Annotated in this window: 11 protein-coding genes; 10 read left to right on the top strand and 1 reads right to left on the bottom strand. The window is 48.2% G+C overall.

Features of this window, described 5'->3' with window-relative positions; genetic code table 11:
- Positions 1–152: 152 nt before the first annotated feature.
- Positions 153–2,363 carry a RelA/SpoT family protein gene (locus GF423_RS02275; RefSeq protein WP_154326847.1) on the bottom strand — a complete coding sequence of 737 codons (2,211 nt, stop codon included), beginning with the start codon at positions 2,361–2,363 and terminating at the stop codon, positions 153–155.
- 137 nt (positions 2,364–2,500) lie between these two features.
- Here GF423_RS02275 and GF423_RS02270 point away from each other — a divergent pair, with 137 nt between their 5' ends.
- The 10 genes from GF423_RS02270 to GF423_RS02230 all read left to right on the top strand — a co-directional run bounded on the left by GF423_RS02270 (position 2,501) and on the right by GF423_RS02230 (position 12,350).
- Positions 2,501–4,024 carry a DUF4301 family protein gene (locus tag GF423_RS02270; protein WP_154326846.1) on the top strand — a complete coding sequence of 508 codons (1,524 nt, stop codon included), beginning with the start codon at positions 2,501–2,503 and terminating at the stop codon, positions 4,022–4,024.
- A gap of 31 nt (positions 4,025–4,055) precedes the next feature.
- Entirely contained in the window at positions 4,056–4,508 is a 453-nt protein-coding gene (locus GF423_RS02265) for a thioredoxin family protein (RefSeq protein ID WP_154326845.1), read from the top strand.
- A gap of 459 nt (positions 4,509–4,967) precedes the next feature.
- Positions 4,968–5,198, top strand: coding sequence for a hypothetical protein (locus GF423_RS14340; protein WP_394367038.1), 231 nt, complete (start codon positions 4,968–4,970; stop codon positions 5,196–5,198).
- A gap of 703 nt (positions 5,199–5,901) precedes the next feature.
- Positions 5,902–6,630, top strand: coding sequence for a hypothetical protein (locus tag GF423_RS02260; protein ID WP_154326844.1), 729 nt, complete (start codon positions 5,902–5,904; stop codon positions 6,628–6,630).
- A gap of 54 nt (positions 6,631–6,684) precedes the next feature.
- Entirely contained in the window at positions 6,685–7,110 is a 426-nt protein-coding gene (locus GF423_RS02255; RefSeq protein ID WP_154326843.1) for a hypothetical protein, read from the top strand.
- Positions 7,111–7,137: 27 nt separating this feature from the next.
- A complete protein-coding gene (locus GF423_RS02250) occupies positions 7,138–8,256 on the top strand; it encodes an SPFH domain-containing protein (protein WP_154326842.1) in 1,119 nt (372 codons plus the stop codon).
- A gap of 16 nt (positions 8,257–8,272) precedes the next feature.
- Complete coding sequence (locus GF423_RS02245) at positions 8,273–8,971, top strand: hypothetical protein (protein ID WP_154326841.1); 699 nt, start codon at positions 8,273–8,275, stop codon at positions 8,969–8,971.
- A gap of 9 nt (positions 8,972–8,980) precedes the next feature.
- Positions 8,981–11,770 (top strand): FtsK/SpoIIIE domain-containing protein, encoded by a 2,790-nt coding sequence (locus GF423_RS02240; RefSeq protein ID WP_154326840.1) that lies wholly within the window; start codon positions 8,981–8,983, stop codon positions 11,768–11,770.
- A gap of 4 nt (positions 11,771–11,774) precedes the next feature.
- Positions 11,775–12,059 carry a WXG100 family type VII secretion target gene (locus tag GF423_RS02235; protein ID WP_154326839.1) on the top strand — a complete coding sequence of 95 codons (285 nt, stop codon included), beginning with the start codon at positions 11,775–11,777 and terminating at the stop codon, positions 12,057–12,059.
- Between the two features lie 12 nt (positions 12,060–12,071).
- Positions 12,072–12,350: a PH domain-containing protein gene (locus GF423_RS02230; protein WP_154326838.1), complete on the top strand. Its 279-nt coding sequence runs from the start codon at positions 12,072–12,074 to the stop codon at positions 12,348–12,350.
- Positions 12,351–12,530 lie beyond the last annotated feature (180 nt).

The following is a 12,530-nucleotide window of genomic DNA, read 5'->3' as shown; positions in this document are numbered from 1 at the left end:
TCATCATGCTGCGGATAATACATTGAAAAAGTCGCCAGAATCCTCTCGTTTACTGAACTCTCGGCATGAAACTGGCAATAAAAAAAGGAGGCCGAAGTCTCCCTCTATTCTTATGCGTGAACCACGCAGCCGTAGCAGGTGAGCTGGCGGCGTCAATGGGCCGAACGTGTCACTTCTTTCACACCTTTCAGGTTCTTGATTTTTTTGATGAGCGCATCGAGAATCGACAGGCTGTTGACGCCTATCACCAAGTATCCTTCAAAGAGGGCTCCATTGGAGTTGATGGTGATGTTGCGCAGCTGCGTGTCGCCCTCCTTGTTGATGAGCGATGTGATGTTGCTCACGATGCCAATGTCGTCTTGCCCCACCACCTTGAGTGTGGCCGCAAACTGGGTGCCCAGCTTGCCGCTCCATTGCGTCTTGATCATGCGGTAGGGATATTTGGTGATGAGGTGCTTCACGTTGCCGCAATCGGTGCGATGTATCTTGATGGCGCCGTCGCTGGCTATGAAGCCCACAATGTGGTCGCCATATATGGGATTGCAGCACTTTGAAAGCTTGTAGTTGATGCCTTTCACGTTGTCGCCAATCACGAGGATGTCTTCGTCGTGCTTGTTGTCGTTGCTGTGATTTTGAAGCACAAAGTTGGCTGCCGACTCATGTTGCTGCGACTCGGTATCGGCTGGCTTTGTCAACTGTATATAGTCGTCGATGACCTTGTTCACGTCGATGGCCCCGTCGGCAATGTCTACATAGAAGTCGATGATGCTTTTAAGCCCCATTTTGGAGATGAGCCTGGAGAGCACGGCATCGTCGCAGTCGATCTTGCGGTTTTTAAAGCGCCGTTGCAGCGTTTCGCGGGCAATGTCGGCACGCTTCTGCCGCACTTCGTTCACGGCCTGCTTTATCTTGCTGCGGGCCTTGGACGTAACCACGAGATTGAGCCAGTCGAGTCGCGGCGTCTGTGTGCTTGAAGTTATTATCTCCACAGTGTCGCCACTCTTCAGCTTGTAGTTTAGCTTTTGGGTCTTGCCGTCGACCTTTGCGCCCATGCAGTGGCTGCCCACCTTGGTGTGAATGTGGAAAGCAAAGTCGAGCACCGTGGCGCCTTGTGGCAACTTAAACAGGTCGCCCTTGGGCGTGAACACAAACACTTCCTTGTCGTAGAGGTTCATGTTCATGTCGCGTATCAGCTCCATCTGGCCCTGGCTGCCGGCTTCAAGCACCTCGCGCACGTTGTTCATCCACTGGTCGATCTCGCCCTCGCTCTTGATGCCTTTGTATTTCCAGTGCGCAGCCAGGCCCCGCTCGGCGATTTCATCCATGCGGGTAGTGCGTATCTGCACCTCCACCCACTTGTCCTCAGGCCCCTTTACGGTGATGTGCAGCGACTCATAGCCGTTTGACTTGGGAATCGTAATCCAGTCTTTCAATCGCGACACATTGGCCGTGTAGATGTCGGTGACGATAGAGTAGGCGATCCAGCACTCTTTTTTCTCGTTTTCGGGCTTGCTGTCGAGGATGATGCGTATGGCAAAGAGGTCGTACATGCCGTTGAGGTCGATGTCTTTTTTCCTCATTTTGTTCCATATACTGTTGATCGACTTGGTGCGGCCCTTGATCGAGAATTTCAATCCCGATTTTTCAAGAGCCTGGCGTATCGGCACGATGAAGCCCTCGACATAGTTGTCGCGGCGCTGCTTGGTCTCGTTGAGCTTGGCAGCGATTTGGTTGTACACTCTGCGGTTGAGATACTTGAGCGAGAGGTCTTCGAGTTCCGATTTTATGGTGTAGAGTCCCAGCCGGTGTGCCAGCGGGGCATAGAGATAGCGCGACTCCGACGAGATGTCGTGCACAAATTTCTCGTCGGGATGATGGTTGATTGCCCGCATCAAGTTGAGGCGGTCGACAATCATGATGATGATCACCCTTATGTCCTCGGCAAAGGTGAGCAAGAGCTTGTGGAAGTTGTCGTTTTCAACTGCTGCCTGCTTCTTGTAGAGCCGCGACACGTTGATCAACCCGTGCACGAGCTTGCCTATGTCGTCGCCGAAGATTTTCCCTATCTCGTCCTCGCTCACAAAGCCCAGCCGCGTGAGGTTGTAGACCATGGTGGCAATGGTCATGTTGCGGTCGGGAGCAATGAGCTGATTGAGCATGACAGCCGTGCGCAAGCTGCGCACCACAGGGTTGATGCCATGCTTGTCGCGCTTGTAGTAGTCGGCCTCGATGCCGTGCTTCACAATATTGTGGACCGTGTTGATGTCGTGAGAAGACACCTGGCTGCCCAGCATGGCAATGAGCTGTGAGATGTGTTGTTTCACAAGTGCCTTCTCCTCGAGGGTAAAATAAGTTTGGTCCATATAATCTCTAAAATATATATATTTCTATAAATTTGACTTCAAAATTAAAATATTATGATTAACTTTACAAAGAAAAAAGGTTATACTTTCATAACTTCATTGTTTTTGATAATTATTACATAGAAAAAATACACATCATGTTAAACGAGAAAGACAAATCATTGCTACAAGCCAAGGGCATAAGCGAGGAAACGCTCGAGGCACAGCTCAAGCGTTTTGCAACTGGATTTCCCTATCTCAAGATCAAGGCTGTGGCTACCGTGGGCAACGGCATCAAGCGCCTTAGCGACAAGGAAATCAAGGAGTGTGTGAAGAGTTGGAAAGCCTTTCAGGCTACCGATGGCACTATCGAGAAGTTTGTCCCGGCCTCGGGAGCGGCCAGCCGCATGTTCAAAAACATGTTTGCCTTTGTGGCCTCGGGCAACAGTGAGCCAGCTACCGACTTTGAAAAAGAGTTTTTTGGCAACATCGACAAGTTTGCTTTCTATGGCGACCTCAACAAGGCCTGTAAAAATCTTTACGGGCAAGACACCCACACGCTCATAGCCGGCGGCCGTTGTCGCGAGGTGGCCCAGGCCATGCTGGGCAAGGAGGGACTTGACTATGGCTTCCTGCCCAAGGCATTGATCAAGTTTCACCGTGGCGCGGGCGGTGCTGTGCACACGCCGCTCGAGGAACACCTCGAGGAGGGTGCACAATATGCCGCCGACAAGAATCGTGTGGTCAACATCCACTTCACCGTCTCGCCCGAGCACAAGGCCGAGTTTGAAAAATTGCTTCAAGCCAAGGTGCCGCTCTACGAGAAAGTGTGGGGGGTGACCTACAAGGTGAGCATGAGCGTGCAGAAACCGTCGACCGATACCGTGGCCGTCAATCTCGACAACAGCCTTTATCGTGATGAAAACGGCAACTTGCTTTTCCGCCCTGCTGGTCATGGCGCCCTCATCGAAAACCTGAACGAGCGCGATGCCGACGTGGTGTTTATCAAAAACATCGACAATGTAGTGCCCTCGAGGCTGCGTCACGCCACAGTGCGCTACAAGAAGGTGATTGCAGGCTACTTGATGCAGTTGCAACGCGTCATGGCCCGCTACTTGAGAGCTCTCGAGGCTGGCGACTACACGCGCGAGTCATTGCTTGAGATGCTCGGGTTCCTTGAGAATAATCTCTCGACAGTGAAAGCTGGCGTGCAAGAGCTCGACGATGCAGGCCTGGCTGCCTATCTTGCCGGCAAGTTCAATCGACCGCTGCGTGTGTGCGGTGTTGTAAAGAACGAGGGCGAACCTGGCGGCGGCCCCTATCTGGCCTATTGCAACGATGGCAGCTGCTCGCCCCAAATCCTGGAGTCGGCTCAAATCAACCACGACGACCCCGAGGCCGTGAAGATGATGAACAGCGGCACCCATTTCAACCCCGTCGACTTGGTGTGCTACCTCAAGGACTACAAGGGCAATCGCTTTGACCTCAAGAAATATGTCGACCCCGATACCGGGCTCATCAGCCTAAAGTCGAAAAATGGCGTCGACATCAAGGCTCTCGAGCTGCCAGGCCTCTGGAATGGCTCGATGAGCGACTGGAACACTGCATTTGTCGAGGTGCCTATCGAGACTTTCAACCCTGTGAAGACGGTGAACGACCTCTTGCGCAAGGAGCATCAGTAAATATCATTCTTCTTCAAGATCGCTTTACATTATGAAGATTTCACACTATCTCATTGCTGCCTTCGTCGCCCTTGCATCGCTGGCAGCAAGTGCACAAAACACGGTCGAGGCTTCGCCAGGCAAGGTCATCGAAGTCACCCAAGAGCAACTGTCGCAGTTGGTGGGGGCGGTGACGGCGCCAGGCTCGTGGACGCCGGTCAACAAGCGCCCAGCCATAGTCGACTTCAATGCCTCTTGGTGCGGCCCCTGTCGCAAGTTGGGCGTCATTCTCGAGAAGGCTGCCAAGGACTATGCTGGTAAAATTGACTTTTACAGCGTCGACGTCGACCACAACAAGTCTATCGCACGGCAGTTGGGCATAAACAGCATCCCTTTCTTGCTCTTTTGCCCCGTGGGGCAGCAGCCCCAAGGCAACATGGGACTTATCAGTCGCGATGAGCTCGACAATATCATCAACGAGTACCTGCTTAAGACTGCGCCTTAGTATACTGCGTTGCAGCCTACTGGTACACGACTCGCATCCTCTTGAAATCAGGCAGAGCTATCATTGCATGCTCTGCCTGTTTTAGTTTGACTTTGTCACTTGGGCTATTCCCACGAGCACCGACTGGGAGCAGGGCCAGCGTGTGCTGGATATGGAGAATGATGCCCTTTTGGATAGGAATAAAAAAAGAGCACTTGAAACCGCCTCGCTGGGGACAAGCCCCAGGTCATTAACTGCCATCTCAAGTGCTTGTGGTGCAAAGGTATAGAATCATTTTGATACGCTTGTAAAGGAATACGAAAATTCTGTTTATACAAAGGAAAAAACGTTTATTGCCGAGGTTGCCGACGCTCTTGGTATTCCACGTGAGAAGTTCAAGAACAAGAGCATCCAATATGCTGCCATAAATTCTTCATCGACGAGGCGCAACCGAAAAACCGCACAGATGTTGTGTCGAAGATGGCGGCAAGGAAGATTGCAGGCAATATCAATCCAAAAGTGATAACGGGAGAGGGTACTGCCTACCAGTTCTCAGCCCCTACCGTTAACCCCCGTGGCGAAGTCGTGCAGGGAAACAACCGTGCCGACGCGTTGAAAGAGATACACATTTCTTCGAGTGCCTTGCTTGGCTCATCAGGAACGACAGGATTCAGATACGCATCATTGCGCCGAAATCAGGGAACTCTCTGAAAGCTCGCCATTTTCACGGTTTTTGTCAAAGACTCGTGAATTTGTTTGATAAACAACAGGAAAAATTCTTCAAGTGAGAAAAAATTATTATATTTGCAATGTGGAGTGGCAACATTCCGCACCTACATTTTGGAAAAGAAAGCGTTATGCTTATTCTTGCTGATTGAAAACCTGAGAAATTTTCAAATTTACACAAGAGAATTGGCACGGCGGTTTCCACGCTATAGGCGTGGGCTGCAACTATATTCCCCCTTTTGTGTATTAGGTTTTCTCAGGACCGTCAATCAGCAAAGCGTGGCATAGCAGTCCACGCTTTCGTTGTGTTATATATAACCGTCACATCCCGGGCTGCGAGGCGACACCTAAGCAAATTATGGTGCATTTCAAAATTAAAGATGCTATTCCGTGCGAAGAAAGGAAGGCTCGCAATTTACATGAAGACCTCTTTCTAAGTGAATTAACTGAAGTTACATTTTCTGAGGAAGAAACACAACCAACTGCCACAAAATATTTTACAGATAAAGAAGGTGTGTGTATATAGAGAAGAATTACTAAACATGTTCTACGATAGAGTGTGATAGATGATTAAAGCATTGGAGCACGACCTCATCCATTACAACATTTATTCAAACCATATAAAAGCTAAGGAGTAAGCCGAAAATCCTGCAACAGAGTAGGCAGAAATTGGAAAAAATGAATAATTATGTTTTCTGAAGAATTAGAGAGCGTTATCGAAGCCGCTTTGGCCGATGGGACGCTTACCGCCAAAGAACGCGAAGTGCTGCACAAGCGTGCAGCCGCCGAAGGTGTTGACCCCGACGAACTTGATGTGGTTATCGAAGGCCGTCTGGCTAAGATGAAACGCGAGGAAGACTGGCTTCGTCCCGCACCTCCCAGCGACAAATTTGGTGATGTGAAGAAGTGTCCGCGTTGTGGCGAGCCCGTTGAGCCTATGGCCGTGAAATGCAGTGCCTGTGGCTATGAATTCCGAGGTGTGGAGGCCCTCAAATCCTCTCAACAGCTTGCAGATAAACTAGATGAAATTGCAAAATCTTATCGAGACAAAAAAGGGAATTCTTTTCAACAACATGACGATCAAATCTACTCAATGAGAGAGCAAGCAAGAGTAATCAAGAGCTTTCCTGTGCCAACCACAAAAGAAGATTTGCTTGATTTTGCGATTACAATGCAAAGCAAATGGAAATCATCTACAGGATTGGAAAGAGGTACTGGTGTTAAAACCGCTTACAAGGCAAAATACGAAGAATGTGTCAACAAGGCACAACTCCTTTTCCCTAACGACCCCATGTTCCAAGGTGTTTTTGAGCAGCATCAGGCCGATAAGAAAAATATGTCAACACAGAAAAAAGTACTTGTAGTGTGTGTTTTGGTTCTTTTATTCTCCCTATTTATGTATATTCTTATGAAATAAAACGAAATATCTTCACAAGTTAAGAAACAATTCTTCAATAAAAAATTTGGCAGTATGGCAAACAGATATAATATAGGCATGGCCGGAGAGTTCGGCGTTTGCTCAGAACTTTATAAGAGAGACTATAATGCTTCAATTACTTTGGGTAATAAGAAGGCAGTTGACATTTATGTTGCAATTGCTGATGACCGCTATATTTCTATAGAAGTGAAGACGAGCAGAAATACGAAGATTGTAACCGGTTTTTTCCAAAAGTATGCAAGTCCAAATCAGATTCCTCACCCCGATTATTGGGTGTTAGTCTATATCGACAAGAATAATATGTCGCACTATTATGTGCTTTCACATCAAGAGATGGCTGCAGAGCAGATGCGGCGCAATGGAATGTCACAATGGGCTCACGTTGGAAATGGTGTAGACAATGTGCTTGTAAGAGACTTGTCGAATTATGAGAACGCTTGGAACAAAATTCCCAAATAGTATAATCACAGTTTATACTCTAACATTATGGCACTATTCGGATTTAAATCAAAGAAAGAAGTAGAGGAAGAGAAACGCCTTGCAGCTCAACAAGCCGCGCAGCAGGTGGTGCAAAACAACATGACCAACCTGAGCAACCTGAGTAGGGGTAGCCAGATGAAGTTTGCCGTGCCCTATTTCGATGTATTTGACCCCCGCTTTATGGACCAAGGCGTGCCTGTAGCGGTGCACGGCATGATTGTGTATAGCATCGACGACATGGATCTCTTTCACCAGATTAACAAGAACGAGGCTTTCAGCGACGAAACATTCCAGAACAAGCTTCGTGGTCAGGTGACCAAATATGTGAAAGGAGTTGTCGCTAATGCGCCGGCCGAAGCACAGATTCCCGTTGTGCACCTTGAGCGGAAGATTCTCGAAATCAGCGAACTTGTGCAGAAGTATGTCACGCCTAAGATTGAGCAGCTGTTTGCCATCAGCGTGCGTTCACTCGACATCACGTCAATCAACATCGACAAAGAAAGCCCCAACTATCGTCAGCTCAAAGCTTTAACGAGCGATTTGGAGCGTGACCGCGTGGTTGCTCAGAACGCAGTTGCCATCGACTCGATGCGGCATCAAAACGAGTTGAACAAAGAGATGACGGGGCTGCAGAGCGTTGAGATGCTCAAGATGCAGATGGAGGACCAGCGCGAGCGCATGCGCATCCAGCGCGACGGCATCGAGATGAACCAGGAGCAGCAAATCAAGGACGGTCGCTATGGTCGCGGCATGGGTGGCATGATGAGCGGCAATCCTATGATGGGTGGCAATCCTATGATGGGCGGAGCTCCTGCAATGGGCGGCATGACTCCTCCTGCAATGGGTGGCATGACTCCACCTGCAATGGTGTCAACCCAGTATTTTGTTGGTGTTAATGGCCAGCAAATGGGGCCGTTTGATGTCAACACACTTCGCATGATGGCTCAGCAAGGTCAAGTGAATGTTCAAACTCAGGTGTGGACTCAAGGGATGCCTCAATGGGCTCCTGCAGGTTCGGTCCCTGAACTTGCAGCGCTCTTTGCCTCACAACCAGCAGGAATGACTCCACCACCAATGGGTGGAAGCACCCCACCACCTATGGGCGGTCCGGCCCCCACTTTATAAATTCATAATAATTACTATGTCACAAACTCTTAGTGATTTATTTGAAACTCTCAAGCAAGCGCGTGAGGGATATGGTATCCTTGACCTTTTTCCCGCTGAATGTGATGGTTTTGACAGCATCTTAGATGATGAGGTGGAGCTAACTCCAGCGTGGTGGATAAACGAGGAGCGGCAACGCCGTGGCACTGGGGTTCCAGTAGATTTGGGGCTCTCAGTGCTATGGTCGAGCCGCAATGTGGGAGCAGCCAGTGGAGAGTTGCCTGGCCTTTATGTGGGATGGGGAGATGCCGGTGGTAACCTGACATCAATCAATGTCGATGATTATCCCTGTTCTGATCCCCCCGAGGATATAGGAGGAAGCGATTGTGATATTGCGCGCGAAAGGTGGGCCGAGACTTGGCGCTTGCCCACACGAGCCGAGATGCAGGAACTCATCCAAAAATGCCAGTGGCGCTGGACTGTAATCAATGGCATACCTGGTGCGCAAATAATTGGCAGGAATGGTGGAAGCATCTTTCTGCCAGCTGCAGGTGATAGATATGGCACCGACTATGAGGATGCCTATTATTATGGCCGCTACTGGACTTCGGAATTACGCCCAGACAGTGATGAACAAAGGCAAGCTTTTGCCATGGAATTCAGCCAAATGGGACCTGAAATAGTGCCACTTGTGAGACACATGGGATTAAGCATTCGTCCGGTATTGGAAAAGTAATAATTTGCTATGGAACCTATAACACTAAACTATATTAAAGACATCATTGAGGCCTATGTCGAGAAACTGAAGGAGATTGATTCTACCGACAAGGAATCGTGGCAGCAGAATGTGGGGCAGGCACGAAGCGCTTTTCTTGAATGTATGCGCATGATGAGCAATATCTACCCCGAACTGCTTCAAGTGAATATGCCCGGGTTCATGGACGATGAGGACCTCAAAACATTGGGCGACCGATTGCGAGCTAATTCCAATCGGCGATTCTCGCTTGACTATCTTGCTACGGCCTGTCATTTCACCGATGTCGTGAATGGGGAGACCATCGAAACCCCGGCATTCGTCCCCTGGCAAGATGAGAACAATACTGAGCAAAACTTTGTCATCAATTATACCAACAGTGAGAAGCGGGAAGCTAAAGCAGCTTTGTGTACTTTAGTCCTGAACATGATGCTATCGCTACCTGCCAACAAGGTGCTGCTCAATGTGTTTGACTTCAATATGACCGGCATGGCCGATGAACTTACCACGCGGTTAGAGCCCGCGTTGTTTCACGATGAGATTATCTTCAACTACGAAACAGCGGGAGAACGAATCAGGCACCTGCTTGAACACATGGCGATGGTGATGAAGAAATATGGCAATCTTGTGGCCTATAACAACCGTAATCGTGAGATTGCGTTACCCTATGAGATTGTTATTCTGAATTGCTATCCCTACAATTTCGACAGTTATATCAAGGAGCTGATGCCGCTGTTTGAAAACGGCCCGAAGTGCGGAATCTACTTCATTGTACTCAATAATACCGACTACTCATTGCGTGACCGCGAAGAGCAGCAACTGCTTGATGTTGATAATTATCAGACGATAGAATTGCCGGATGAAAGCGACAGGAATGCTATAATACGCTATACACCTTTCAGCACGATTCCCCTCATTGCCAATGAGTGCTTCAATTACTTGAATGCGGAATGCACAAAGAAACCTAAGCGGCAGGTCGTCAAGCAGGACTTTAGCAGTATCGCAAGTACACCTTACCGACCGGTGATGTCTGAAATGAGTGTAACGATTGGTTTAGATCTTGAAACCAAAGAGGAAGTGACAGTTCGCTTCAATTCAAAAGATTATCTCCATTCTTTTATTCTTGGACAGTCGGGTTCCGGTAAATCGGTTTTGCTCAATAATATCATCACATCAGCAATAAACAAATATGCTCCTGAAGACTTAATGCTCTATTTGATGGACTTCAAGGGAGTTGAATTTAATAAATACAAGGGTATAAAACATGCTAAGGCCGTGCTTGTTGACAATAGTGATCCGCAGTTGACACTTGAAATACTGCGCGAACTAAAAGAGGAGAATCGCAAGCGCGTGAAATTGTGGCAAGCTGAGGGTGTCGCTAATATTGATGGATACAATAAAAAACACCCTGACAAGCGGATGCAGCAGATTCTTTTTGTGGCTGATGAATGTCAAGTGATGTTCAGCAAGTCGGATGGCAGTAGCATGGGTTACAAAATGCAACGTGAGATTGCAGATATTATCAATATTATCGCGACTCAAGGCCGAAGTCAAGGTATACACATGTTGCTTGCCACCCAAACGCTCGCAGAAACGGATATTTCAGGGCAGGTGCTGAACAATCTTACCGAGTGTTTCCTGCTGATGAGTGCTCCTGCCGACTCCAACTTGCTTGTGCCTGATAGCAGCGACCTGACCGAGAAGCAACCGGTGGGAGAATGTTGCTACTACCACAAGAAAGGTCTTGTCTCGCATGTTCAAACATTCTTTGCCAGCGACGAAGAACTGGACGAGGCCATAAAGCAATCACAACTCAAGGCTCAAGACAATCAGAGCAATGGGAGTGCCTACTTCTGTGGCTCGGCCATGTACTGGCTTGAAAATGACGACTGCAAGATTATTGCCGAAGCTACTACAAAGTGCCCGATAGCTGCAGTAGGCCACAATGTCGGGCTAAGCGCGCAACTTACCGCAATAAAACTCCAGCAGGACTTTGGCGAGAACATTCTATTCTTTGGCGTAAACAAAGAAGAACAGACCGTTGGCGTTATGATTAATGCCCTCTTGTCGCTAATCATATCATGCCGGCAAATCCCTGACAGGCAATTCTGCGATTTCAAGGTGATTGACTGTCTTAACAATGAGGAGGCTAGTTACCGGGGAATGCTTGAAAGTATGCGAGATCGCGGGCTATGTCAAATTATCGAAAGGAATAAGAGCGGGGAGTTACTACAGCAACTTGTCAATGACATTTGCAACCAGTGCGCCACTCCAACAATCGTCGCTATTATAGGCAGCGAACGTTTTGTCGAGATGAAGCGCAAGAGCCCATTACCCACATCAAGACAAACCGATGATTTTGATGCCGAAAACGATGTTGTATGCATGAACATGGAATCTCTGGATGCTCTTATGGGTGAAGGGAATAATTTAGACGCATCTAAGGTCAAAACTTACCCCGATGCGCTCAAATTTATCCTTGACGAAGGTCCCTTGCAGGGCATTCATATATTGTTGCAGGTGGACAAACCGGAAAATATTCTTTTTGAGGGTGAATATTGCAGCGATGCTACCGACAAATTTAACCATAAAGTTATTCTCCGCTCCGAAAACAAATTTATCTTGCCGCTGCGCTTCAGCGAAGAAATAGATGTTGAAGCATTAGGAGAAGAAGAGGAACGGCTCCGCGCCTATTATTATCCAGAAAACGGTAAACCTCAACTGTTCACTCCATATTTAATGCCGCAATCAAAAGAAATCATTAACAATTTAATACAATAGCACTATGGCAACCGACAGCTCAATGAAAGACATCTCCAGAGTGGAGACTTATTCTAAAAGCCTGATGCAAGTTAGTCAACAAGTTGAACAGGTTTTTGACAAACTAAAAAAACAAACAGATATCATCGGGCAAAATTGGTCTGACTCGCAGTTTAACGAGTTTCGCGCCCAATTCAACGAAAGCATTATTAAACAAATTAAAGGCACCTGTGCCACTCTGCAGCGCTTGTCGGAATACACTAAAAAACAATGTGAATTTCATCGTATGGCTCAACAACACAAACTATAATCGTTTCATCTTATGGCATACGAGTTTACGGCAAGTAGGGTGTCGGGCGACGGCAATGCGGTGTTTCCCGACAAGTTGATTATCACCGACGAGCATGTGATTTACCGCAAGTCGCGCGTGATTGGTTACAAGGAGACGAAAATCAGGTTGAGCTCGGTGGGTAGCGTGTCGGTGCGGCAGCACCTGCTGTTTGCCGACATTATCATCGAGTCGAAGGGCGGCAATGTGATTGAGGCTCGCGGCTTCAGCCGCGGTGAGGCCCGTGAAATTGCCGACCTTCTTGAAGAGTAAGTAAGACATAAAGAACTCGCTGTGGATAGCCCCTCGGGGCAGGAGGCGGGCCGGCAACGTTCTAATCCTGTAACAGAAAGGTCTTGCGTTGCTTTTTTTCTTGAATATTTCAGCGTCAGTTGATATATTAGCAGTCGAGAGGAAGCCGAAACGCTCACCGGAAAGGAGTAGGCCGTAAAA

Origin of the sequence: Sodaliphilus pleomorphus, from assembly GCF_009676955.1 — a bacterium.
Classification (GTDB): domain Bacteria; phylum Bacteroidota; class Bacteroidia; order Bacteroidales; family Muribaculaceae; genus Sodaliphilus; species Sodaliphilus pleomorphus.
Note: the sequence above shows the minus strand (reverse complement) of the source record. Positions and strands in the feature narration are given on the sequence as shown.